The sequence below is a fragment of the Bradyrhizobium sp. USDA 4472 genome (assembly GCF_054058595.1).
Genome location: NZ_JBSSAM010000001.1, coordinates 3,889,329 through 3,912,530, shown reverse-complemented (window position 1 = coordinate 3,912,530; position 23,202 = coordinate 3,889,329). Strand labels below are relative to the sequence as shown.

The following is a 23,202-nucleotide window of genomic DNA, read 5'->3' as shown; positions in this document are numbered from 1 at the left end:
CGATCCAGTTGAGGATTCACGTTAACAACAGGGCGGGGCTGGCTTTTTGCCGGCACGCCATGCATTGTCTTTGGTAAATTTTTCCTTAGCTCGCGGAGTTCTGCCCCATGGTCGAACCGATCATGTACCTGGCGATCGGTTTTCTGCTGTCGATGCTGTGCGGGCTGGCCATCGTGCCGCTGGTGCATAACCGCGCGGTCCGCCTGACCACGCGCCGGCTCGAGGCCGCAACGCCGCTGTCGATGGCGGAGATTCAGGCCGACAAGGACCAGCTCCGCGCCGAATTCGCCATGTCGGCGCGCCGGCTGGAGATGAGCGTCGACCAGCTCAAGAACAAGACCACGAGCCAGCTTGCCGAGCTCGGCAAGAAGAGCGACGCCATCAACCGCATGAAGATCGAGCTCGGCGAGAAGAACGCCACGATCTTCGCGCTCGAGGCCCGCGAGAAGGCGGTCAAGGAGCAGCTCCGCGCCACCGAAGAGGAATTCAACACCAAGACAGAAGCGCTGCGCGCCGCCGAGATCGCGCTGGCCGACAAGCAGGCCGAGCTCGCAAAAATCAATTCCGAACTGTCCGACCGCTCGATGATGGCGGAGAGCCGTCAGGTCGAGCTGGTCGCGGTGCGCGCCCAGATCGAGGAGCTGAAGAATCGCGTCGGCGATGCCGAGAAAGAGTTCACCGCGACGCAGGCCCGCCTGACGCAGGAGCGCACCGAATCCGAGACCGCTTCGCGCGAGCTCGGCGATGCCCGCGGCCGCGTCGAGAATCTGAGCCAACGCGTCACCGAGCTCGATCGCCAGCTGATCGTGCAGGTCAAGGAAGCCGAGATGCTCTCGGGGCGCGTCGCCGACCTCGAAGGGCGTCTTGCCACGCAAGGCAAGCTGCTCGCCGAGCGCGACTATGAGAACAACCAGCTCCGCCAGAGCAACGAAGGCTCCGAGCGCATCATCAAGGAGCTGCGCGTCGAGATCGCGGCCTTGAGCGGCGGCAAGTCGTCGGCCGCAATGGAGACGCTGCGCACCGAGAAGGCCGCGCTGGAAGAGCAGCTTCGCACCGCGCGCGACGAGCGCGCCAAGCTTCAGCGCGACATCAACGCGATCCAGCAGCAGGCCGAGAGCTCCTGGGCAACCGAGCGCATGGAGAACGCGTTGCTGCGCGAGCGCATCAACGACATCGCCGCCGAGGTGGCAAAGCTCGCGATGCAGCTCGAGGGCCCGAACTCGCCGATCGAGGCGATGCTGGCGGCCGAAGCCGGCCAGCCGCCGAAGCAGGGCCCGCGGCCGGCCAACGGCGTTGCCACCAATGGCGCCGCCGCAGCCGCCCTGCCCGAAGGCGGCGGAACGCTGGCCGAGCGCATCCGCGCCCTCCAAGCCCACGCCTCCCGCGCCCGCCAGCAGGGCGCGTAAGCGGGCCGAAATCAGGCCTCGCCGCGAATTCGATGGATTGAAGCAAGGTTTTCAGCGCCTCAACCCACCTGAAAACTTGACACCTCGGGCTCCCACTTCTAAATCGCGGGCTCTGATGCGCCGGCCGGCCGAACAGTCCGGCCGTCTGCATGATGGTCCCGGGCGCATAGCTCAGCGGGAGAGCGTTCCCTTCACACGGGAGAGGTCCAAGGTTCGATCCCTTGTGCGCCCACCATCAATGTTCCTGTAAGTCCAGCGTCCGCATCTGTTTGAGACTATATCGGTGCTGGGCGTTGAGCTCTTTTTTTGTGCTGAGTGGCTTCGTGCTCGCGCCACAGATTTGCACGGTGATCGGTCGAGGGCGGTCCACGCGCAACATTGCCATATTCTGGGTCAGGCGCTGGATGCGCACCGTGCCGGCCTACGTCATCGCCATGCTCGCGGTTTCAATCACGGCTCACGAGTGTGGTCAGGTGACTTTTTTCGATACCCGTTCTGTCGATTCCATCGCCTACGGGTTTTTGTTGCATCTAGCGATGCAGCGCGCCGATATCTTTCGTCACGACTTTCGCTGGCTTATTCGCGGGGGGCTTCCTACTTACGGAGGCGATCACGCCGTCCTGGTATTCGCTCCCCGCACATTTATTCCCGTTCTATCAAGCATTCGTCGGGGCAGCAGCGATATTGCTGGCGTTGCGGCTCGACACGATGGTTGCGAAGTCGCGCGCTTTGACCGCCCTCGGGCTGTTCTCGGGCCGCCTCTCATATTCCACCTGGTCTTGTTGAATGCGCTGGTGTCGGCATTTCCACATGCGTCGATTTTGATATCGCTGCCGGCGTACGTGCTCATCCTGATCGCGTTGGCGGCATTGATGTACCACGCGGTCGAAAAGCCCATCTTGGCACAGCGGCCGGACTTCGAACGGCCGCCGCAAATCGCGTTGGAAATTCATGGGCCGTCCCTGCCCCTCGGGGCCCCCACAGCGATGCGGAGCGAAACGCACGCAATCCCAAGCCCCTTCCGACGGGATAGGTTGGCTGGTGTGGCAACGGCTATGACATCGACGTACATGGTCTCGTCTTCACGCGGGAAAGGTCCAAGGTTTGATTCCTTGTGCGCCAACTATCCATCTTGCGGCCAATTGCATGCCGTGGATCACTGATGTACCTGAGGTGAGCATCAGTCTGCCGCTCACGCGGCCATATTCCCGGAACTTGCATGGCAGCGGAAGCAACCAACAAACCGCACTTTCGCATCCGCCGCGCGGCGAAGGGGGGCCGCAGGGCCGCCGCGGCTGCGCCTGATATCGAGGAGAAGATTCTCGATGCGGCCGAGTTCGTGTTCGGGCATTTCGGCTTCCGCGGAGCAACGACCGCGCTGATCGCCAAGAAGGCGTCGGTGGCGAAGGCCCACATCTACTATTATTTCGAGGACAAGGAGGATCTGTATCGCGCGATCCTCGAACGCGCGATGAACAAATGGGCGAGAGACATGGAGTCCCTCGACGCCACGACCGACATCGAGACCGTTCTCGTGCGGTACATCCACAAGAAGGTCGATTTCTCCCGCGAACATCCGCACCTGTCGCGCATCTACGCGAACGAGATCATCAGCGGTGCACCTTTCATCGGCAGCTTCATCGAGAAGGTCTCGACGCCGAAGCTGCATGAGAAGACCAAGGCCATCGAGGCATTGGCCGCGCGCGGAGCCATTCGGCCGATCAGCGCGGCCGATCTGTTCTTCTGTATCTGGGCAATGACGCAGGCCTATGCTGATTTTTCCAGCCAGATGACCATCATGAAGCGCAAGCGTCAGCTGGAGCAGGCTGACTACGAAGCCGCCAAATCCACGATCGTACAGCTCGTGCTCGGCGGGCTTGGTTGTTCGACGTCCGATCCCAAGGCGGCGCCGAGCACCAGGGGCGGCTGATCGCCGCCACGTTCGGCGGCAATTGTCGGCGTCTCAAAGCATCTGCGCCTGTCCGGGTATCGCGAAGCGGCGCCTTGCGGGTCACCTGCCTATTAATTGAGCAATCGTCCGGGTGCCTGCGCCGGCGCACGCATGCGCCGACGCCAATCTCCTTTCGCCCTTTTCACGGCCGCGCTTTTCACCCTTGACCGATCGTTATAGATTCTTGAACGATCGTTATGTACCTAAGCCAGCCTGAGATGTTGCTACCCGCCGGGCCGGGAGGGAGACATTGCAGCTGTCGACGAGGACATGAAGAGTATGAGACGCCTACTCCCCTATCTCGCCGCCCCCGTCATCCTCGGAGCTCTGGCTTTCGCCGCGCATCTATTCTGGAGCAGCGACCATCGGCGCTCTACCCTGGACGCCGATCTACTCGGTTTCAGGCGCGTCCATGCCGTACGGCTGGTCATGAGCAAGATCTCCGCCGAACGAGGACCTGCCAACAGCGCGACGACCGAGACGGCAAGGGAAGAACCCTTCACTGCGGACGTCGCGAACCGACGGCGATGAGGCCGTGAACCCTATGCGATCTCGAGGAGCTCGAGCTCCTGCGCACCGGAACCGACGACGTCACCGGCGGCCTTGCCCATCAGCGACTTCGCGACCGGCGAGACGAACGAGATCGAGCCGGCCTTCGGGTCTGCTTCATCCTCGCCGACGATGCGGTAGGTCTGCACACGGCCGTGGGCGCGACTGAACGTCACCGTGCTGCCAAAGGCGACGATCGCGGTCGAAGCCGGATTGGGAACCAGTTGCGCCGTGCGCAGCCGTTCGGCGAAGTAGCGCATGTCGCGCAACGGTACCGCGGATTGCCGGCGCTTCTCGTTGACGTCATCGACGGTTTGCGCGGCTTCATAGGCCTCGCGCGCTTGCTGGAGCTGTGCCTGCAAGGCTTGCAAGCCCGTCTCCGTCACGAGGTTTGGATGCGGCGAGATCGGCCGATCCGGCAACAGCGTCTCGGACGCGGTCTCCGCGCTTTCTTCCTTGGTAAAGGCAACGCTCAATTCGTAGATCCTGTCGAACGGTTCCGGAGTGACCGCCGGCCATCACACCGCGAGCCTGCGGCGATGATCCCTGACTATATCTCGAGTTCGACGAAACGGCGCAGCTTGAAGACGAGGTCGGGCAGCGCCTGGCGGAACCGGGTCGCATTCTGGAAACTGGTCGAGAACGGCTCGAAGGTGATCATCGCATTCCAGTGCCTGTAACCGTAGACCGTGACCGAGACGCCGGACGCCGGAAAACTCTCGATCTTGCGCAACTCGCCGAGCACGAGATCGGCAATGGCCTCCGCCGGGAGGAGCCGCTTGCCATCCGGGGTCAGGGGTTGACTAGGAGGCGCGACCGGCTTCGCCGCAGCCAACGTTTCATCGGGAGCATCCTGAAGCTTCGGTGACTCGGCTTGCGGGAGCTCAGGCACCACAGCGACCGGGTCGGCGACCGGCGCGACTGGGAGGAACTCGGCGAGCGCCGGCGGGCTGGCCGCCTCTGCGCGCTTGTTACCGCCCAGGATGCTGCTGATCATGGCGACCAGGCCAGCATCCTTCGCATCGTCACTCATCTGAACGTTCCCCGGTGCCCTGGCCTAATGTAACACCGGCACAGGAGAGCGCCACAAGGGCTGCCGATCAGACCACGCCGTCACTCCTGCATGGCTCCCAACCGTTTCCACCACCGCGCAACGCGGGTGGATCTCGCGCCGCGGCAGGATCCGTCACTGCTTCTCGAACGGAATATATCGCTGGTACTCCTTCGGCACCGAGCTGCGATAGCGCCCCGGAACGGTGCCGTTGTCGATCGAATGATCGATCTCCTGCTGCCGCGTCATCTTCTTCGCCGGCTTCTTCGCGGCGCTCTTCTTCGACCTGGCCGGTGGGGTCGAATCATCGGTGGCCGCAGCCGGCGGCGTGGTCGCAGCAGGCGCCGGGCCGGATGCGGCGGCCGGCAGCGTGGCACCGTTGGCCGGCGCACCCTGCGCCAGCGCGAGCGGTGATTGCGTGATGAGCGCCAGTGCGGCGGCTGCAGCCAGGCAATATGATTTTTGCATCAGGACCTCCAAACTGTCTGATCCTCAATAGGCGCAGCGTAGTTGGATCGACGTGTGCACGTCCGCCAAGGATAGGCGGGAGGGCGGTTGCGCCGCTGCACCGAGCGGGTGACGAGAGATGATGCGAGGCCGTCCGCGCCATGCGGGCGGCCCTTGTCGCTCAAAGCCTGATGAGACCAAGGTGTCGGGCTATCCCTCACCCCGACGGAAAAGGTGCCTCAATAGCAGGGCGGATGGGGGTAGTAGCCACAGGCCCCGCGATAGCCATATGCTCCATAAGCGGCGGCTCCCGCCGCTGCCGCGCCATAGTAAGCTCGCCGATGCACCCGGCGATTGACGCCAGCTACGCTCATCGGTGTGAGCGGTCGCCCAACTCTCGCTTCGGCACGGTCAACGGATACCGATAGCACCGTCACCGGCGAGTAACGAGGCGACAACGGAACGACCGCAAGCACCGCAGCCGTCGCAATCAACCCAAGAAGCCTGGCATTTCCCGTCATGTTGCTCTCCCTATGAGGCGATGATCAAACACGACGTGACACGACACATTACGTCTCACCGTTGATATGAATCAATGGGAACCCATAACAGGCCGAGGCAGTCTCCCGGCTCCACGCCCGGCGCTAACGCTCGTGAGTGCACGCCCTAATGGGCGGCCCCGAGGCCGCTCTCCCTTAGCCGCTCCGCGAACCAGAGCGAGACCGGTTGATCGAGGGTGCCGCTGACATAGACCTCCGACGTCGTCACATTGTTCTTGTCCAGCACCAGCAGCACGCCGATCCAATAGGCGAACCAGACATGCGGGTCTGTCAGCGCCTTCAGCTTGTGCCGGTCGTGCTCCAGCGGCGTGTGATTGCTGGCCTTGCGGATCTCGACGGTGAGCAGATTGTTGGGAATCTCGCGCTGGTGCACGACGACGTCGGGATAGATCGACTTGCCGAGATGATCGTCGGTCGAGATGATGGTGCCGTGCGGCAAATGCAGCGTACGCTCGCCGAGCCGGTCGTAATTGCAATCGATCGACCAGCCCGAAAACTGCCGCTCGAGATAGACGGCGAAGCGGTGCGTGATCGCACGTTCGCCGATATCCTTCTCGAACAGGAAGACCTCGTGGGCATAGAAGTCCCGGAGCGCCGTGACCACCTTGTTCAGCTCGGTCTGCATTCTGGCTCCGGGCTTTTGGCACTCCGTATCGCGCGCCCCTTACATCTGCACTTCGATCAGCCGCGGTCCCGGCTCGGCGACGGCCTCGGCCAGCGCCTTGTTGAACTCGTCGGCATTGGTGACGGCGCGGCCCGGCACGCCCATGCCCTTGGCGAGAGCGACGAAATCGAGCGTCGGGCGATCGAGCCTGAGCATGTCGTTGGCGCGCTGGCCGGGCTCGCCGGCGCCGACATTGTCGAACTCGCCGCGCAGGATCTGGTAGATGCGGTTGGCGAACACGATGGTGACGATGTTGAGATTCTCGCGCGCCTGGGTCCATAGCGACTGGATCGTGTACATCGCGCTGCCGTCGCCGACCATGGTGATGACCTTGCGGTCCGGGCAGGCGATCGCGGCGCCGATCGACAGTGGGGTGGAGAAGCCGATCGAGCCGCCCATGTTCTGGAGCCAGTCATGCGGCGCTGCCGCCGCCGTCGGCGGGAAGAAGCCGCGGCCGGTGGTGAGGGATTCATCGACCATGATCGCGTTCTCGGGGATCGCGCACGCGATCGCCTGCGCGATCGAGGCGAAGGTGAGCGCGCCGGTCGGCTTGACGAGTTCCTGCACCGCCTGCGGCTTGACGTCCCTGGCGCTGGCCTTGACGGCGCCCGCGAGCGCTTCCAGCGCCGCCACCGAATTCTCGCCCCAGGAGGTCATGCGATGGACATCGCAGCCCTCGGGCTTGAGCATGCTCGGCTTGTTCGGATAGGCGAAAAAGGCGACGGGATCGTCGGACTCGACCAGCACGATGTGACGGAACTTGGCCAGCATCGGCAGCGCGTTCTCGATCACGTAATGGATGCGGTCGATCGAGAAGCGGCCGCGGCCGCGCGCCATCCGGGGACGGAAGGTCGGGCCCATCACGGTGCAGCCGGTCTTGGCGGCGATGCGCTCGGCCAGCGCCAGGCCCTGCTCGCTCAGCGCGCTGCCCGTCATCAGCAGCAGCGTGCCCTCGCCGTCGCCGTGCAGGATCTTTGCGGCCTGCTCGACCGCCTGCGGGGAGTAGCTGGCGCGCTGCTGCTCCGCCGGAACCTCGGCGATGCCGTCGGCCTCGTTCCAGGCGGTGTCGGCAGGCAGGATGAGGGTCGCGATCTGCGGCGGGGCGCTCTTGGCGGCGGCGATCGCGGCGGCGCCGTCAGCGGCGACCGATCTGGAATTCGGCGAGGTGCGGACCCAGGACGACATCGGCCGGGCCAGGCCCTCGATGTCGGATGTCAGCGGCGCGTTGTAATCGATGTGGTAGACGGCGTGCTGGCCGACGATGTTGACGATACCGGAATTGGCTTTCTTGGCGTTGTGCAGGTTGGCGAGGCCGTTGGCGAGGCCCGGGCCGAGATGCAGCAGGGTCGAGGCAGGCGTGCCCTTCATGCGGAAATAGCCGTCGGCAGCGCCGGTGACCACGCCTTCGAACAGGCCGAGCACGCAGCGCATGCCCGGCACACGGTCGAGCGCCGCGACAAAATGCATCTCGGAGGTGCCCGGGTTGGTGAAGCAGACGTCCACCCCGCCCTTGACCATCGTCCGCACCAGGCTTTCCGCACCGTTCATTCTGTCTGCTCCCGCAACCGGCCATTTCCAGTGGTCTTGCGATCAATCATTGTTCGCTCGGCCCGTCAAAGCAAGTGCCGGCATCGCTACCCTGCCCCGCACCGCGATGCGCCCGCTTGGCCGTGCCCCTCGTTCCGCGGCGCATTAGATTCTTGTTTTGACGCGTTTTGTTAATGCGACCGGTATCCACTTCGCTTGAATACGCTCTAATGTTTTCCAACCAATTGGTGCGGTTAGGCAACGCCATCCATTAACGTTGGCCTGCCTCACGGGGCCGTGGCTTGCGGAATGCCCGCAAATATGGCCTGTGGCTTTCGTTGAAACTATTTTTTGCTGGGGGAAACAATGATCCGGTTTTTTGCCGCGCACCTTACCGCAATCGCGCTCCTGCTGGCCGGCGCCGCCGACGCATCCGCCGCGGGAATGTACGACTTCACCGGCACCAGCACCTCCAGCTATCTCGGTGGCGGCGTGAGCCCGATTCCCCGCGCCACCGTCATGTACAACGGCAACTATGCCCCCGGCACGATCGTGGTGAACACCGCCGAGCGCCGGCTCTACCTCGTGCTCGGGAACGGCCAGGCCCTGCGCTACGGCATCGGCGTCGGCCGCGACGGCTTCCGCTGGGGCGGGGTGCACAAGATCACCGCCAAGAAGGAATGGCCGGAGTGGACGCCGCCGGCGCAGATGATCGCCCGCCGGCCCGATTTGCCGCGCCACATGAAGGGCGGCATCGAGAACCCGCTCGGCGCGCGCGCGATGTATCTGGGCTCGACGCTCTACCGCATCCACGGCTCCAACGAGCCGGAGACGATCGGCCAGGCGGTGTCTTCCGGCTGCTTCCGCATGACCAATGACGACGTCACCGACCTCTACGGCCGCGTCGGGGTCGGCACCACCGTGGTGGTGCTGAACAACTGACCGGCGAAAACGGCAGGAACCTGCTCCGGGCGTGAAATTGCGGACTTGTGCGCTGCCGGCGAATACGGCAGCGTTGCATGACGATGCGCGCTTTCGACCCGCCCTCGGCTGCCCTTCGCGTCGCGCTGCTGGCGCTTGCGGCGCTCACATGCGTGGCTGACACCGCCCGCATGGCGAGCGCCGGTGAGCTGCCCGCGATCGTCTCGCGCCAGCGCGCCGAGAAGAAGAGCTTTACCGACGCGGAAATCGCCGACGGCTTTTTCAAGACTGCGTTCGGCGCCGAATACCACCTCGCCGGCCGCGTCGATCGCATCCGCAAGTTCGACGGACCGGTGCGCGTGTTCGCCGAGACCGACCGAGCCGACCGCAAGGCGCAGCTGGCAAAGGTGGTCGCCGATATCGGCAAGCGCGTGCAGCATCTCGACCTCGCCATGACCGACACCGCCGAGGCGGCCAATGTGCGGGTGAAGCTCGTGCGCGACCGCGACCTCTATCGCACCATCGCGAGCTTCTACGGCGCCGAGAAGGCGCGCGAGATCCGAACCTCGCTCGATCCGCAATGCCTGTCCGGCTTCCGCAAGAACGACAATTTCGAGATCGAGCATTCCGACGTCATCCTCACCGTCGACGTCGGCGACTTCACCTTTCTCGACTGCGCCTACGAGGAGGTGCTGCAATCGCTCGGGCCCATCAACGACACCGCGAGCGTGCCGTGGACCATGTTCAACGACGATGTGTCGATGGGCTATTTCGACGTCTACGACCAGTACATCCTCAACCTGCTCTACGATCCCCGCATCAAGGCCGGCATGACCGTGCTCGAGGTCAGAGCGGTGCTGCCCGGCGTGCTCGCAGACGTCAGAGCGTGGGTGAGGCGGGTGAATGATTTGAAGGAGTAAGGCGCCTCCGTCATTGCGAGAACGCGTAGGGTGGGGTCAGCGCCAGCGTAACCCACCTCTTCGGCTTCCGCGTCGACGGAGTTGGTGGGTTACGCCATGCGACTGCGCTTCGCGCATCCGCATGGCTAACCCACCCTACGATGACTGCACCAGATCAGCCACCGTGGTCGCCGCCTTCAGCCCCGTGCCGGTGAGGACTACTGCCGTGGTCTCGCTCGCCTTGATGGCGCCGGTGGCGGCGAGCTTGTCCAGCGCCGCGGCCGCACTGGCGCTGGTGGGCTCGGCGAACAGGCCCTGCCGCCCCAGACGACGCAGCGCAGCGACGATCTCGTCCTCGGTGAGCGCAACGGTAGCGCCGCCACTCTCGCGGAGCGCGCTGATGATTTCGCGCAGCCGCAGCGGTGACTTGATCGCGGTGCCCTCGGCGATGGTCTTGCTCACCTCGCGCGCGACAGGCGTATCGACGCCGGCCTTGAAACTCGCATCGATCGGGGAGCAGTTGAGCGGCTGTGCCGCGAACAGGCGCGGCAGTTTCGCGATCTGGCCTGCCTTCTTGAGCTCGCGGAAACCAAAGGCGCAGCCGAGCAGGCTGCTGCCCGCCCCGACGGGAACGATGATGTTGTCAGGCGCGCGAAAGCCGAGATCTTCCCAGATTTCATAGGCGAACGATTTTGTACCTTCGAGAAAGAACGGCTGCCAATTGTGGCTGGCATAGAAGGTCTGGCTCGACTGCCTGATGGCCTCAGCCTCCGACTCCTCGCGCGGGCCTTCGACGAGTTGCACCTCGGCGCCGTAAGCGCGCACCTGCGCGATCTTGGCCGGCGAGGTCGAGGCGGGCGCCAAAATCTTCACGCGCATGCCGCCGGCGGCGCCCAAGCCTGCCATCGACGAGCCGCCATTGCCGGAGGAATCCTCGAGGATGGCGTCGACACCGATTTGGCGCAGGAAGGACAGCATGACGACGGAGCCGCGGTCCTTGAAGCTGCCGGTCGGATTGAACCATTCGAGCTTGAAGAACGGCCGCAAATCGCCCCAGCCCTGCTGCACCAGCGGCGTGCAGCCCGCGCCGAGCGAGATTGGATCCTTGATCTCCACGGGCAAGGCGGCCCGATAGCGCCAGAGCGAGCGCGTGCCGCTGTCGATATCTGCGCGCGAGATCCCCGCGCCCGGCGTCACCAGCAGCGGCGTGCGCTCATCCGAACACCAGCGCGGCTCATTGAGCGGATAGCGCTTTCCATTGCGGGGATCGATGTAGCTGGCGGCAGACATGGTGCACTCCTGAGGCAGAGCCGGTCCGGTCGATATGTCCGAATATGCCGGGTTTATCCAGCCGCCTGACGCCCTCTTCAAAAACTCGAGCGATTACATATATATATAGCGAAGTTTCAGGAGCCTTCGTCGCTCCGGACGACGAGGAAGGCCCCGCAGGCGGCACACCACGATTAACTTGTCTGTCGTGCCTGGCCGCTACAATATGTTGGATTGCGTCGCCGGGCTCTGGTTCGGCGACGCTGATAAGCCAGGCCCGTCCGAGCGGCGGGCCATTGGTTTTTTGGGAGTTTGGCCATGAGCCGCGCGAACCGTACCGACCATATCCGCCTCACCTCGCATCCCGAGCCGGGCCGCAAGGCAGCATTTCCGATTCACTGGGGCGCCGCTGATGCGCGCGCCCGCGGACCGATCATCGGCACGGTGTCCCGCGCCGGGGATCGCAACGTGATCGGCAGCCATGGCGGCTCCTATGCGATGTACCGCGCCCTCGCCGTCTCCGCCGGCGCGCTGGATCCGATTCGCAGGCCCGACCTCACCAACACCTTCCCGGCCGCGACCATCGGCCCGTTCGAGCAATGGCGCGATCCCGCAAAGATCGTCGCGCTCGATCCCTGGGGTCATCTGGTTGCCGAAAATTTCGGCAAGGACATCGCGGAGGGCGTCGACATCCGCCCGAGCATCGCGATCACGCGCGCACGGCTCGACCTGCCCGAAATCCGCGAGGCGCTGACGGCCAAGCGCCTGCGCGCCGACGGCGAGGTCGTGCACGCCAATGGCAGCGTCTCCGTGGTGAAGATTGCAATCGATCCGGTCTGGTATCTGCCGGGCCTTGCCGAGCGCTTCGGTACGAACGAGACCGAGCTGCGCCGCACGCTGTTCGAGCAGACCGCCGGCATGTTCCCCGAACTCGTGACCCGGCCGGACCTGAAAGTGTTTCTGCCGCCGATCGGCGGCACCACCGTCTACATGTTCGGCGATGTGACCAAGCTGCCTGATCATCGCACCAAGATCACCTGCCGGGTGCATGACGAATGCAACGGGTCCGACGTGTTCGGCTCCGACATCTGCACCTGCCGGCCCTATCTGATCCACGGCATCGAGGAATCCGCCCGTGGCGCGCAGGAAGGCGGGCTCGGCCTCGTGGTCTACAACCGCAAGGAAGGCCGCGCGCTCGGCGAGGTCACCAAATTCCTGGTCTACAATGCGCGCAAGCGCCAGGAGGACGGCGATGCGGCAGCCGCCTATTTCGAGCGCACCGAATGCGTCGCCGGCGTGCAGGATGCGCGCTTCCAGCAATTGATGCCTGACACCATCCACTGGCTCGGCCTCAAGCGCATCGACCGTTTCCTGTCGATGAGCGACATGAAGTACGACGCGCTGACTTCGCAGGGCATCGACATCGTCGAGCGCGTGCCGATTCCGCCGGAGCTGATCCCGGCCGACGCCTATGTCGAGATCGCCGCGAAGAAGGCTGCCGGTTATTACTCGACCGACATCGCGCCGGAGAAGGACGTCGACGGCGTGGTCGGGCGTTCGCTGGAAAAATACTGATCCGGCGATGGCGGACGTTTTGGAACGAGAGGCACGCGCCCTGCTCACCGCAAAGGCGGTTCGCGCGCGCGCCGGACGAATGCTCGACATCGGCCTCCAGGGCGGGCTCACGCATTTCACCATCGATCTCGATCGCATGGACGGCGTTGCTGACGCCGTGCTTGATGTCACGCGAAGGGCTTACCCGACGCTCGACATTCCCTTCCACGCGCGGTGGCGACATTTTGTGTTCGGCGGCGTCGACCGTTGGGCGCAATTGGCCGACACGGCATCATGGCCCGATCGCGCGGCACGGGCGCGCGCGGAGTTCGACCTCGCCATCGTCAGCGTGCTGCTCGATGCCGGCGCGGGTGCGACCTGGCGATATCGCGATGCGGTGACGGGACAGGGCATTGGTCGCTCCGAGGGACTGGCGCTCGCGAGCCTCGACATGTTTGCCGGCGGCCTCTTTTCCGCCGATGCGCGCGCGCCGTTCCGGGTCGATGCGGAGGTGCTCGCCAAGCTGCCGCTCCCGGCGCTGACGTCGGCCTTCCAGGCGAGCGAGGCCAATCCGCTGCTGGGCCTCGAAGGACGCACGGATCTGCTGCAGCGTCTGGGCAGACTGGTGGCTGCGCGCGCCGACGTCTTCGGCATGCAGGACATGCCGCGACCGGGCGGCCTGTTCGACCACATCGCCGCGCAGGCTATTGACCGCGCCATCCCCGCCCCCGCGATACTTTCGGCGGTGCTGAACCAGCTCGGACCGATCTGGCCGTCACGGCTTGAGCTCGCGGGCGTTCCACTGGGCGATTGCTGGCGTCATCCGGCGATCAGGGCCGACGATGCGACCGCCGGCCTCGTGCCGCTGCACAAGCTGTCGCAATGGTTGAGCTATTCGCTGATCGAGCCGCTCCAGCGCGCCGGATTTGACGTCACCGATATCGACGGGCTCACCGGACTGGCCGAATATCGCAATGGCGGCCTGTTTGTCGATCACGAGGTGCTGCGTCTGCGCGATGCCGCCGACGCGGAGCGTGCGCATGCGGTCGACTCCCTGCTCGTCGTCGAGTGGCGCGCGCTGACTGTCGCGCTGCTGGACCGCGTTGCCGAACGTGTTCGCGCCAAGCTCGGCCGAACGCCGCAATCGCTGCCGCTCGCCAGCATCCTGGAAGGCGGCACCTGGGCCGCCGGCCGCGTCATCGCGTTTGCGCGCCGCCCCGACGGGTCACCGCCACTCAAGGTGATCAGCGACGGCACGGTTTTCTGAGTCCTCTCCCCTTGTGGGAGAGGGTGCCTCGCGAAAGCGAGGCGGGTGAGGGGTATGTCTCCGCGGGCATATCTCTCAGTGAAGTTCGCGGAGAGAACCCCTCATCCGGCGCGCTCTGCGCGCCACCTTCTCCCACAGGGGGAGAAGGGAAGAAGCAAGAGCACTATCATGGAAGGCGTCACGATCGTCGATCATCCGCTGGTGCAGCACAAGCTCACGCTGGTGCGGGACAAGTCAATCTCGACAAAGTCGTTCCGCGAACTGATCAAGGAGATCGGCATGCTCTTGTGCTACGAGGTGACGCGCGATTTGCCGCTCACCGATACCGTGATCGATACGCCGCTGGCGACGATGCACTCAGCCAAGATCGCCGGCAAGAAGCTGGTGTTCGTGCCGATGCTGCGCGCCGGCACCACCTTCGTCGATGGCATGATGGACCTGGTGCCGACCGCCCGCGTCGCCCATATCGGCCTCTACCGCGAGCCCCAGAGTTTTGCCGCGGTCGAGTACTTCTTCAAATCGCCGTCGGATCTCAGCGAGCGCCTGGCGATCGTGGTGACGCCGGTCGTCGCGACCGCCAACACGGCCGTGGCCGCAGTCGACCGGCTGAAGGAGCGCGGCGCCAAGGACATCCGCCTCGCCTGCCTGATCGCCGCGCCGGAAGGACTGGAGCGCCTGCGCGGCCTGCATCCGGACGTGCACATCTGGACCGCTGCGGTGGATGAAGGTCTCGACGAGAACGGCTTTATCCTGCCCGGTCTCGGCGACGCCGGCGACCGCGCTTACGGGACAAGATAGTTTAGAGCGGGATGTCGTTGAATCAAGTTGGGCCAAGAGCACTACTCTCTCCGCTCCCTCGCCCCTTGCGGGGAAGGGAACGCACCTTCGTCGAGGCGCTCATCGAGTCTCACCTCATCGCGCTCAAATCTTCCCGCTGCCACAAATGCCCTTCAGCGCTTGCCACTCCTTGTCCGTCAGCAGCGGGGGACCGCTGACGGGGCGATCTTCCTTGGTCATGCGCGCGAGGCGGTCCTCTGTGAGCGGATGGCTCGCCAGGATCGTTGCCAGGCCCGAGCCGCCCTCCTTGCCGGTGATGCGAAACATCAACTCGGCTGCCGGCTTCGGCGAGCGGCCGAGCTTATGCATCGTCTCGATTGCGAACGTATCGGCATTGGTCTCGGCCTCGCGCGAATAGGACGCCTCGACCACGCTGCGCGAGGCGAAGATCACGGCGGACGAGCCGGTGACGTCGCCGAACAACAGGCCGATCAGGAACGAGGTGCCGCCATTGTAGATCAGGCCGCGCATGTTGTCGTGATGCTTGAGATGGCCGAGCTCGTGAGCAAGGATGCCGGCGAGCTCATCAGGGCTTTCAGCCTTGTCGAGCAGGCCGCTGAGCACGAAGACCTTGCCGCCGGGCAGCGCGAACGCATTCGGCACTGCGGTTCGCAGCACGCCTGATGTCATGGAATCGTCGTCGAGACCGGCGGCGTCGCGCAGGCGGTTGACGAGCTTGCCGAACGCCGCCTGACCGGCCGGGTCGTTGCAGGAGATGCCGCGGAAGAACGCTTTCACCTGGACCTCTGACGCATCGCCAATCCGCCGCTCGCGCGGACATCGGCCGCCGCGCCGATGTCATGCACATGCACTGCGACGGTTTCCAGCACCTTGGCCCAGAGATCGCGCTGAAGATAGACGCGCATGATGACGTTGGCAGCGAGCGCGAGGGCCAAATAGCCGATCACCATCACCAGCAGCAGCGGGATGTTCGCGGCAGGCCCGGCGGCCGGCGCGTGCGGCGCGCCCTCCATCTTGGTGGTGATTGCGATGGCAACACCGAGATAGGCGCTGTAGATGGTCGACAGCAACAGCCACCAGCCGATCACTTTCCAGTAGAGGCCGTAGAAGGCGTTGTGAGGCAGATCCGAGGACAGGCTGACGCCGCCGATCCGGATGCCGTCGAGCCACCAGCGCCATTCGCGCGCCTTGAACTCGGCATAGAGGAACGGCGCAGCCGGGAAAAACAGCAGCGCAACCGGCGTGAGAAGCCACAGCCACCAGCCGCGCTTGAAGAACTCCCAGCCGCCACCCTCGAAATCGCCTTGCAGATCACCGAAATGCGTGTGCTGCATCTTGTAACGCTCCAGCGAGGCCTCGCGCCACGGCAACGCCAGGCCGAGCGTCAGGAACATCAGAGCGCCCCACAGCATCGCGCGGAACGAATAGGCCCAGCCCGAGCCATCCATCCAGAACCGCACGCCGCGCCAGACCGTACGCGTCAGGCGGTAACGTCGCGCGCGATAAATCGCGAATTGGCCGAAGGCGTAGAAGCTGATGAACAGCGGCGTCGACGCAAAGCCCTTCCAGCGCTCGGCTTCGATCGTGATCAGGAAATAGAGCACGTAGATCGGCACCAGAATCGCTAGCGCGACGAGGAATCCGATCAGCAGCTCCCTGGCCCGTCCGGTGTATTCGGCGGCATCGCCATCGATCGACGTATTCGACCACAGGTGACGGCGGATGTCGGTGACGAGCCAGAACCGGTAGAAGCCAAAAGTGACCAGCTCCAGCATGGCCCCTCTGGTGACGATTGTCCTGAACTCGGCGCGATCACCGCTGAAGTCGATCCGAGTGGGGGGGCAGCGGCGGCGGGACCGGTTCGGGGGAGCCCAGAGGGGCCCATTGCCTATCGTTCACGGCGGCAACCCCGGGATGCGGATTTAATCAGATCAAACTATAGATCAGAGATTGGTCGATCCCCAAGATCGGCGGGTTCGATTTACCTCGGTTTCGCGCGGTTTCCGACGGGATTTCGGGACGAACGGCGTGCGGCAGGTCACATTCGTCGCGTGGCAAAGCCCGGATGACATCCCGTGCGGCAAAACTGCCGCTTGCTCCGACGCACGTAACGCGTTGTAATTGTGCCTCAAATACCGCAGCGCAGAATTCACAAAAATCGCGCGGTTCACGCCAGGGAGAGCGGCTCATGCACGGGACCATCGAGAGCGCGGCCAAGCTCGACGCATTGCGCGAGCGCGCTTCGTCATTGTCGCTGGAGCAATTCGATCCCGGCGACCCCGAATTGTTCAGGACCGATACGTTCTGGCCGTACTTCGATCGCCTGCGCCGGGAAGATCCCGTGCACTATTGCAAGGACTCGATGTTCGGACCGTATTGGTCGGTGACGCGCTACAACGACATCATGGAGATCGAGACCAACCATGCGGTGTTCTCCTCGGCCTCCGCTCTCGGCGGCATCACCATCCGCGACATCGATCCCGATCTGCGCCGCGAGAGCTTCATCTCGATGGACCCGCCGCGGCATGCCGCGCAGCGCAAGACCGTAGCGCCGATGTTCACTCCGACGCATCTGGACAATCTCGCGCTCAACATCCGCAAGCGCTCGGCCGAGTGCCTGGACAGTCTGCCGCGTGGAGAGGTGTTCGATTGGGTCGACCAGGTTTCGATCGAGCTCACCACGCAGATGCTGGCGGTGCTGTTCGACTTCCCCTGGGAAGACCGCCGCAAACTGACGCGCTGGTCCGATATCGCCACCACCATTCCCGGCCCTGACGGCCTGGTCGCGACCGAGGATGAGCGGCAGGTCGAGCTGACGGAATGCGCGCAATATTTCGCGCGGCTGTGGAAGGAGCGCATCGAGCAGCCGCCGAAAAGCGATCTGCTCTCGATGATGGCGCATGGCGCCGCGACCCGCGACATGGATGCCAGGAACTTCCTCGGCAATCTCATTCTTTTGATCGTTGGCGGCAACGACACCACCCGCAACACCATGTCGGGCTCGCTGCTCGCGCTGAGCCAGCATCCGGAGCAATATCGCAAGCTGCGCGAAAACCCCGCGCTGCTCGACAGTTTCGTGCCGGAGGTGATCCGCTGGCAGACGCCGCTCGCGCATATGCGCCGCACCGCGCTCGCCGATTTCGAGTTCCGCGGCAAGCAGATCAAGAAAGGTGACAAGGTCGTGATGTGGTACGTCTCGGGCAACCGCGACGAAGAGGCGATCGAGAAGCCCTACGACTTCATCATAGACCGCGCCCGCCCGCGCACGCATCTCTCCTTCGGTTTCGGCATCCACCGCTGCGTCGGATTGCGCCTTGCCGAACTCCAGCTCAAGATTATTTGGGAGGAGATCCTCAGCCGTTTCGACCATATTGACGTGGTCGGCGAACCCAAGCGGGTCTATTCAAGCTTCGTGAAGGGTTTGGAAACTTTGCCGGTCAAGATTGCGGCATGAGTGAAGTCCCTCGCCCCACTTTCCGCCTTTGCCACGGCTTCGGCTGGACATGGCGGGAAGAGGCGAAGAAGGCGCGAACCTGGAGCGACTGCCCATGAACATTCAGACCCCGGTCAAGGCCGACAAGGCCGAACGCATGCGGCGCGCGCGCGAGGAAGCCTACGCGACTCCGCTGAAGAATTTTCACCCGGGTGCCCCCAGGCTGTTCCAGGACGACACGTTGTGGCCGTGGTTCGAGCGGCTGCGCAAGGAAGAGCCGGTGCATTACTGCACCAACGCGCCGATCGAGCCGTACTGGTCGGTGGTGAAATACAACGACATCATGCATGTCGACACCAACCATGGCATCTTCTCCTCGGATTCGACGCTCGGCGGCATTTCGATCCGTGACGTGCCTGACGGCTATGACTGGCCGAGCTTCATCGCGATGGACCAGCCCAAGCACTCGTCGCAGCGCAAGACGGTGTCGCCGATGTTCACGCCGACGCATCTGGACGAGCTCGCCAAGCTGATCCGGCAGCGCTCCCAGACCGTGCTCGACAATCTGCCCCGCAACGAGACCTTCAATTTCGTCGAGCGGGTCTCGATAGAGCTGACGACGCAGATGCTGGCGACCCTGTTCGACTTTCCCTGGGAGGAGCGGCGCAAGCTGACGCGCTGGTCGGACGTCTCGACCGCGCTGCCCAAGAGCGGCATTGTCGCCTCGGCCGAGGAGCGCCGCCGCGAAATGGACGAGTGTTACGCCTACATGTCCAAGCTGTGGAACGAGCGCGTCAACTCCGCGCCGCGCAACGATCTGCTGTCGCTGATGGCGCACAACGACGCCACCCGCTTCATGGATCCCGACAACCTCATGGGCAACATCATCCTGCTCATCGTCGGCGGCAACGACACCACCCGCAACACCATGACCGGCTCGGTGCTGGCGCTGAACGAGAATCCCGACCAGTACGACAAGCTGCGGGCCAATCCTGCATTGATCGACACGATGGTGCCCGAAGTGATCCGCTGGCAGACGCCGCTGGCGCATATGCGCCGCACCGCACTTGCCGACACAGAGATCGGCGGCAAGCACATCAAGAAGGGCGACCGCGTCGTGATGTGGTACGTCTCCGGCAACCGCGATGAGGAGATGATCGAGCGGCCAAACGACTTCATCATCGACCGGCCGCGCCCGCGCACCCATCTCTCCTTCGGCTTCGGCATCCACCGCTGCGTCGGCATGCGGCTCGCGGAATTGCAGCTGCGCATCGTCTGGGAGGAAATGTTGAAGCGCTTCGACCGCATCGAGGTGGTCGGCGAGCCCCGGCGGATCTATTCCAGCTTCATCAAGGGATATGAATCGCTGCCGGTGCGGATTCCGGCCTGAGCTCTATGCTCCGTCATTGCGAGCTCGCAACGACGGGCTCTCGGATACGTATGCGTGTTGCGGCCACGCGTCGATCGCTGCGGTCCCTTCAGCTATAAAATTCCGGCATGACAGGTCGCGCCAGATGCGAAGGCACGATGGGGCGTGGCTGGTCTACGACACGGCTGCATCTAACTCAATTTGATGTCCCACACGCCGTCCCTGCGGCAGGCGGCGACCTCGTCGCGCAGCAGCGCGGTGACGGCCAGCGAGGCCGTCGAGGCCGGGCGGTCGATCGGAGAGGCGAAAATGAGCTCGCGCGACATCGGCTTGGAGACGACGGCGGTTTCCAGCCGTCCGTCCGTCACCTCGCCGCGGACCGACGAGGGCGGCAGCAGTGCGAAGCCGAGGCCCTCCTCGACGAGGCTCGTCAACACGCGGAATGAATCCGCCTCCAGCTGGACGTTGAGCTTGAGCTTGCGCTGGGCGGCCGCGTGCTCGATCAGCGCGCGCAGGCCGTGCGAATGACTGGGCAGCACCAGCCGCTGCCGCAGCAGCCAACCGATGTCGACAGTCTTTCTGCGCGCCAGGCCACAGCCGCGCGGACCGACCGCGACGATGTTGTCGCGCCCCAGGCTCTGCACATTGAGATGCAGATCAGCCGAACGGCCGTAGAGGATGGCGAGATCCATCTCGCCGCGATGCAGCCATTCGACGATATGGCCGCTGTAGCTCTCGACGATGCGCAGCGAGATGGCGGGATATTTTTCCACGCAGCGCCGCGCAAACCGCGCCGACAGCACGCAGCTCACGGTCGGAACCAGGCCGAGCACGACCTGGCCGGACGGCGGCCCCTTGGCCGACTGGATGTCGTCGCGGATCTGGTCGATCTGCCGCACGATGCCGGAGGTGCGCGCCAGCAGCAGGCGTCCGGCTTCGGTCAGCACCATGCCACGGCCATTGCGGGTGAACAGTTCCGTGCGCAGCTCGTGCTCCAAGAGCTTGATCTGCCTGGAGAGCGCCGGCTGCGCCACGCGCAACGTGTCGGACGCCTTGGAGAGGCTGCCGAGCTCCGCGACGCAACTGAATGTCCTGAGCTGCCGGAAATCCATGCTTGCCAATCCTGGAAGGCTACTCCATACGCTATAGCAAATGAGCATAGGGGGCTGGCGATGTTTTCACAACGCCAGAGGATTGGCCGGCGTTATCTTGACTGCCGCTAGATACGGAAAACGCCATGAGCCAAGACAAGCAGGACGAACACACAAGCGAAGATTACGCCGACATCCGCGATGCCGTCGCCAAGCTCTGCGCGCAGTTCCCGGGCGAATACTGGCGCAAGCTCGACCGCGAGATGGCCTATCCCAAGGCCTTCGTCGACGCGCTGACTGAGGCCGGCTATCTCTCGGTGCTGATCCCCGAGGAATATGGCGGCGCCGGCCTGAAGCTCTCGGCCGCGGCTGCGATCCTCGAAGAGATCCAGCGGGCGGGCTGCAACGGGGGCGGTTGCCACGCCCAGATGTACACGATGGGCACCGTGCTGCGGCACGGCAACGCCGAGCAGAAGGCAAAGTACCTGCCTAAGATCGCGAGCGGCGAATTGCGGCTGCAGGCGTTCGGCGTCACCGAGCCGACCAGCGGCACCGACACGACCTCGCTGAAGACCTTCGCGCGCAAGGACGGCAACGCCGGCTACATCGTCAACGGCCAGAAGATCTGGACCAGCCGCGCCGAGCATTCGGATCTGATGGTGCTGCTGGCGCGCACCACGCCGAAGGAGCAGGCGAAAAAGCGCACCGATGGCCTTTCCGTGTTCATCGTCGATATGCGCGAGGCCAAAAACAACGGGCTGGAGATCCGCCCGATCCGCACCATGATGAACCACGCCACGACGGAAGTGTTCTTTACCGACATGAAGGTGCCGGCGGAGAACCTGATCGGCGAAGAAGGCAAGGGTTTTCGCTACATCCTCTCCGGCATGAACGCCGAGCGCATCCTGATCGCGGCGGAATGCGTCGGCGATGCGAAGTGGTTCATCACGAAGGCGACGAACTACGCCAAGGAGCGCAGCGTTTTCGGTCGGCCGATCGGCCAAAATCAAGGCATTCAATTCCCGATCGCGAAGGCCTATGCCTCGATGCGCGCGGCTGAGTTGATGGTGAAGGAAGCCACGCGCAAATACGAGGCCGGGCTTGACTGCGGCGCGGAGGCCAACATGGCCAAGATGCTGGCGGCCGATGCGTCCTGGGAAGCGGCCAATGCTTGCATCCAGACCCACGGCGGCTTCGGCTTCGCCGAGGAATACGACGTCGAACGCAAATTTCGCGAGACGCGGCTGTATCAGGTCGCGCCGATCTCGACCAACCTGGTGCTGTCCTTTGTCGCCGAGCACGTGCTCGGCATGCCCCGCTCGTACTGAGGCGAATCATGGGAGCACTTGACGGGATCAGGGTGATTGCGGTCGAGCAGGCGGTAGCGGCGCCGTTCTGCTCCTCGCGTCTGGCAGATGCCGGCGCGGAGGTGATCAAGATCGAGCGGCCCGAGGGCGATTTTGCCCGCGGCTATGACGCGGCTGCCAAGGGGCAGAGCAGCTATTTCGTCTGGCTCAACCGCGGCAAGCAATCCGCCGTGGTCGATCTCGCCACCAAGGACGGGCGCGCCGAACTGGAGAAGCTGATCGCGAGCGCCGACGTGCTGGTGCAGAACCTCAAGCCCGGCTCGATGGACAAGCTGGGCTTTTCGCGCGAGCGGCTGTTGCAGGATTACCCAAAGCTGATCTCCTGCACGATCACCGGCTATGGCGACGACGGCCCCTACGCGCATCGCAAGGCCTACGATCTGCTCATCCAGGCCGAGAGCGGCCTCGCCTCGATCACCGGCAACCCCGATGGCGCCTCGCGCGTCGGGATGTCGATCGTCGACGTAGCGACCGGCGCCACCGCCCATGCGGCGATTTTGGAGGCGCTGATCGCGCGCGGGCGCACCGGCAAGGGTGCCGACATCCGCATTTCCATGTTCGACGTGATGGCGGACTGGTGCACCGTGCCGCTGCTCAACGCCGAGGCCGGCAATCCGCCGAAGCGCATGGGGCTGCGTCATCCCTCGATCGCACCCTATGGCGTGTTCACCTCGAAGGACGGCAAGGACATCCTGATCTCGATCCAGAGCGAGCGCGAGTGGAAGACGCTGTGCGCCGAGGTACTGGACCAGCCTGATCTTCCCGCCGATCCCCGCGTCGCCAACATGGTGGAGCGCGTACGCAACCGCGATTTCACCGACACCACGGTCGCGGATATCTTCGGCCAGATGACACGCGACGAGCTGTTGAAGCGGCTGTCGGATGCCGACATCGCCTTTGCCGAGGTCAACACCATGAGCGACCTCACCAACCATCCGCATCTGCGCCGCATCGAGGTGGATACACCAAATGGCCGCGTCAGCTATCCCGCGCCGGCGCCGATCATCGTCGGCGAGATCCGCAGCTATGGCGCGGTGCCGGCGATCGGCGAGAAACCGACGAAGTAGGAAGAGCGAGGC

General features: G+C 64.2%; 19 protein-coding genes, 1 tRNA gene and 2 pseudogenes. 13 read left to right on the top strand and 9 right to left on the bottom strand.

Going from position 1 to position 23,202, the window contains the following annotated elements; genetic code table 11:
* The first annotated feature begins 107 nt into the window (after positions 1–107).
* The 4 genes from ACVWZ4_RS18145 (at position 108) to ACVWZ4_RS18130 (ending at position 3,336) form a co-directional block, all read left to right on the top strand.
* On the top strand, positions 108–1,406 hold the full coding sequence (locus tag ACVWZ4_RS18145) for a hypothetical protein (protein ID WP_456699462.1): 1,299 nt from the start codon (positions 108–110) through the stop codon (positions 1,404–1,406).
* A gap of 160 nt (positions 1,407–1,566) precedes the next feature.
* A tRNA-Val gene (locus tag ACVWZ4_RS18140) sits at positions 1,567–1,641 on the top strand.
* 58 nt (positions 1,642–1,699) lie between these two features.
* The gene (locus tag ACVWZ4_RS18135; RefSeq protein ID WP_456740887.1) at positions 1,700–2,569 is read left to right on the top strand and encodes a hypothetical protein; all 870 of its coding nucleotides are present in this window, start codon (positions 1,700–1,702) and stop codon (positions 2,567–2,569) included.
* A gap of 56 nt (positions 2,570–2,625) precedes the next feature.
* Complete coding sequence (locus ACVWZ4_RS18130) at positions 2,626–3,336, top strand: TetR family transcriptional regulator C-terminal domain-containing protein (protein WP_456740886.1); 711 nt, start codon at positions 2,626–2,628, stop codon at positions 3,334–3,336.
* A gap of 563 nt (positions 3,337–3,899) precedes the next feature.
* Here the strand turns inward: ACVWZ4_RS18130 and greA are convergent.
* The 5 genes from greA to ACVWZ4_RS18105 all read right to left on the bottom strand — a co-directional run bounded on the left by greA (position 3,900) and on the right by ACVWZ4_RS18105 (position 8,176).
* A complete protein-coding gene (greA, locus tag ACVWZ4_RS18125) occupies positions 3,900–4,382 on the bottom strand; it encodes a transcription elongation factor GreA (RefSeq protein ID WP_456740885.1) in 483 nt (160 codons plus the stop codon).
* Between the two features lie 74 nt (positions 4,383–4,456).
* Positions 4,457–4,939, bottom strand: coding sequence for a hypothetical protein (locus ACVWZ4_RS18120; protein ID WP_456699466.1), 483 nt, complete (start codon positions 4,937–4,939; stop codon positions 4,457–4,459).
* Positions 4,940–5,092: 153 nt separating this feature from the next.
* Entirely contained in the window at positions 5,093–5,425 is a 333-nt protein-coding gene (locus ACVWZ4_RS18115) for a hypothetical protein (protein WP_456740884.1), read from the bottom strand.
* Positions 5,426–6,070: 645 nt separating this feature from the next.
* Positions 6,071–6,589: a hypothetical protein gene (locus tag ACVWZ4_RS18110; RefSeq protein WP_456699468.1), complete on the bottom strand. Its 519-nt coding sequence runs from the start codon at positions 6,587–6,589 to the stop codon at positions 6,071–6,073.
* 39 nt (positions 6,590–6,628) lie between these two features.
* On the bottom strand, positions 6,629–8,176 hold the full coding sequence (locus tag ACVWZ4_RS18105) for an acetolactate synthase large subunit (RefSeq protein ID WP_456699469.1): 1,548 nt from the start codon (positions 8,174–8,176) through the stop codon (positions 6,629–6,631).
* Positions 8,177–8,521: 345 nt separating this feature from the next.
* Here ACVWZ4_RS18105 and ACVWZ4_RS18100 point away from each other — a divergent pair, with 345 nt between their 5' ends.
* Positions 8,522–9,097, top strand: coding sequence for a L,D-transpeptidase (locus tag ACVWZ4_RS18100; protein ID WP_456699470.1), 576 nt, complete (start codon positions 8,522–8,524; stop codon positions 9,095–9,097).
* Positions 9,098–9,180: 83 nt separating this feature from the next.
* The gene (locus ACVWZ4_RS18095; RefSeq protein ID WP_456742232.1) at positions 9,181–9,996 is read left to right on the top strand and encodes a DUF2927 domain-containing protein; all 816 of its coding nucleotides are present in this window, start codon (positions 9,181–9,183) and stop codon (positions 9,994–9,996) included.
* Positions 9,997–10,131: 135 nt separating this feature from the next.
* Here the strand turns inward: ACVWZ4_RS18095 and ACVWZ4_RS18090 are convergent, their stop codons facing one another.
* On the bottom strand, positions 10,132–11,265 hold the full coding sequence (locus ACVWZ4_RS18090; protein WP_456740883.1) for a threonine synthase: 1,134 nt from the start codon (positions 11,263–11,265) through the stop codon (positions 10,132–10,134).
* 297 nt (positions 11,266–11,562) lie between these two features.
* Between ACVWZ4_RS18090 and ACVWZ4_RS18085 the strand changes: the two genes are divergently transcribed.
* The 3 genes from ACVWZ4_RS18085 (at position 11,563) to upp (ending at position 14,863) form a co-directional block, all read left to right on the top strand.
* A complete protein-coding gene (locus ACVWZ4_RS18085) occupies positions 11,563–12,819 on the top strand; it encodes a GTP cyclohydrolase II (protein ID WP_456737380.1) in 1,257 nt (418 codons plus the stop codon).
* A gap of 7 nt (positions 12,820–12,826) precedes the next feature.
* Positions 12,827–14,065, top strand: coding sequence for a URC4/urg3 family protein (locus tag ACVWZ4_RS18080; protein WP_456740882.1), 1,239 nt, complete (start codon positions 12,827–12,829; stop codon positions 14,063–14,065).
* A gap of 168 nt (positions 14,066–14,233) precedes the next feature.
* Positions 14,234–14,863, top strand: coding sequence for a uracil phosphoribosyltransferase (gene upp / locus ACVWZ4_RS18075; protein WP_027533710.1), 630 nt, complete (start codon positions 14,234–14,236; stop codon positions 14,861–14,863).
* Positions 14,864–14,986: 123 nt separating this feature from the next.
* Here the strand turns inward: upp and ACVWZ4_RS18070 are convergent.
* Positions 14,987–15,679: pseudogene (locus ACVWZ4_RS18070) on the bottom strand (M48 family metallopeptidase); the annotation flags it as partial.
* A pseudogene (locus ACVWZ4_RS18065) lies at positions 15,637–16,762 on the bottom strand (YjgN family protein). The pseudogenes ACVWZ4_RS18065 and ACVWZ4_RS18070, both read right to left, overlap by 43 nt.
* A gap of 289 nt (positions 16,763–17,051) precedes the next feature.
* Between ACVWZ4_RS18065 and ACVWZ4_RS18060 the strand changes: the two are divergent.
* Positions 17,052–18,317: a cytochrome P450 gene (locus ACVWZ4_RS18060; RefSeq protein ID WP_456737378.1), complete on the top strand. Its 1,266-nt coding sequence runs from the start codon at positions 17,052–17,054 to the stop codon at positions 18,315–18,317.
* A gap of 94 nt (positions 18,318–18,411) precedes the next feature.
* Positions 18,412–19,686: a cytochrome P450 gene (locus tag ACVWZ4_RS18055; protein ID WP_456740881.1), complete on the top strand. Its 1,275-nt coding sequence runs from the start codon at positions 18,412–18,414 to the stop codon at positions 19,684–19,686.
* A 170-nt stretch (positions 19,687–19,856) separates the two neighbouring features.
* On the opposite strand, the gene ACVWZ4_RS18050 is transcribed toward ACVWZ4_RS18055, so the two are convergent.
* Positions 19,857–20,777, bottom strand: coding sequence for a LysR substrate-binding domain-containing protein (locus tag ACVWZ4_RS18050; protein ID WP_456699477.1), 921 nt, complete (start codon positions 20,775–20,777; stop codon positions 19,857–19,859).
* A 125-nt stretch (positions 20,778–20,902) separates the two neighbouring features.
* Between ACVWZ4_RS18050 and ACVWZ4_RS18045 the strand changes: the two genes are divergently transcribed.
* Both ACVWZ4_RS18045 and ACVWZ4_RS18040 read left to right on the top strand, forming a co-directional pair.
* Positions 20,903–22,084, top strand: a complete 1,182-nt coding sequence (locus tag ACVWZ4_RS18045; protein ID WP_456699478.1) for an acyl-CoA dehydrogenase family protein — start codon at positions 20,903–20,905, stop codon at positions 22,082–22,084.
* An 8-nt stretch (positions 22,085–22,092) separates the two neighbouring features.
* Complete coding sequence (locus tag ACVWZ4_RS18040; protein ID WP_456699479.1) at positions 22,093–23,190, top strand: CaiB/BaiF CoA transferase family protein; 1,098 nt, start codon at positions 22,093–22,095, stop codon at positions 23,188–23,190.
* Positions 23,191–23,202: the final 12 nt, after the last annotated feature.

Coding starts and splice junctions, on each gene's coding strand:
- ACVWZ4_RS18110 (WP_456699468.1), bottom strand. CDS start 6,589: ATGCAGACCGAGCTGAACAAGGTGGTCACGGCGCTCCGGGACTTCTAT.
- ACVWZ4_RS18100 (WP_456699470.1), top strand. CDS start 8,522: ATGATCCGGTTTTTTGCCGCGCACCTTACCGCAATCGCGCTCCTGCTG.
- upp (WP_027533710.1), top strand. CDS start 14,234: ATGGAAGGCGTCACGATCGTCGATCATCCGCTGGTGCAGCACAAGCTC.
- ACVWZ4_RS18060 (WP_456737378.1), top strand. CDS start 17,052: ATGCACGGGACCATCGAGAGCGCGGCCAAGCTCGACGCATTGCGCGAG.
- ACVWZ4_RS18085 (WP_456737380.1), top strand. CDS start 11,563: ATGAGCCGCGCGAACCGTACCGACCATATCCGCCTCACCTCGCATCCC.
- ACVWZ4_RS18145 (WP_456699462.1), top strand. CDS start 108: ATGGTCGAACCGATCATGTACCTGGCGATCGGTTTTCTGCTGTCGATG.
- ACVWZ4_RS18055 (WP_456740881.1), top strand. CDS start 18,412: ATGAACATTCAGACCCCGGTCAAGGCCGACAAGGCCGAACGCATGCGG.
- ACVWZ4_RS18090 (WP_456740883.1), bottom strand. CDS start 11,265: ATGTCTGCCGCCAGCTACATCGATCCCCGCAATGGAAAGCGCTATCCG.
- ACVWZ4_RS18080 (WP_456740882.1), top strand. CDS start 12,827: ATGGCGGACGTTTTGGAACGAGAGGCACGCGCCCTGCTCACCGCAAAG.
- ACVWZ4_RS18130 (WP_456740886.1), top strand. CDS start 2,626: ATGGCAGCGGAAGCAACCAACAAACCGCACTTTCGCATCCGCCGCGCG.
- ACVWZ4_RS18120 (WP_456699466.1), bottom strand. CDS start 4,939: ATGAGTGACGATGCGAAGGATGCTGGCCTGGTCGCCATGATCAGCAGC.
- ACVWZ4_RS18095 (WP_456742232.1), top strand. CDS start 9,181: ATGCGCGCTTTCGACCCGCCCTCGGCTGCCCTTCGCGTCGCGCTGCTG.
- ACVWZ4_RS18050 (WP_456699477.1), bottom strand. CDS start 20,777: ATGGATTTCCGGCAGCTCAGGACATTCAGTTGCGTCGCGGAGCTCGGC.
- ACVWZ4_RS18045 (WP_456699478.1), top strand. CDS start 20,903: ATGAGCCAAGACAAGCAGGACGAACACACAAGCGAAGATTACGCCGAC.
- ACVWZ4_RS18115 (WP_456740884.1), bottom strand. CDS start 5,425: ATGCAAAAATCATATTGCCTGGCTGCAGCCGCCGCACTGGCGCTCATC.
- ACVWZ4_RS18105 (WP_456699469.1), bottom strand. CDS start 8,176: ATGAACGGTGCGGAAAGCCTGGTGCGGACGATGGTCAAGGGCGGGGTG.
- ACVWZ4_RS18040 (WP_456699479.1), top strand. CDS start 22,093: ATGGGAGCACTTGACGGGATCAGGGTGATTGCGGTCGAGCAGGCGGTA.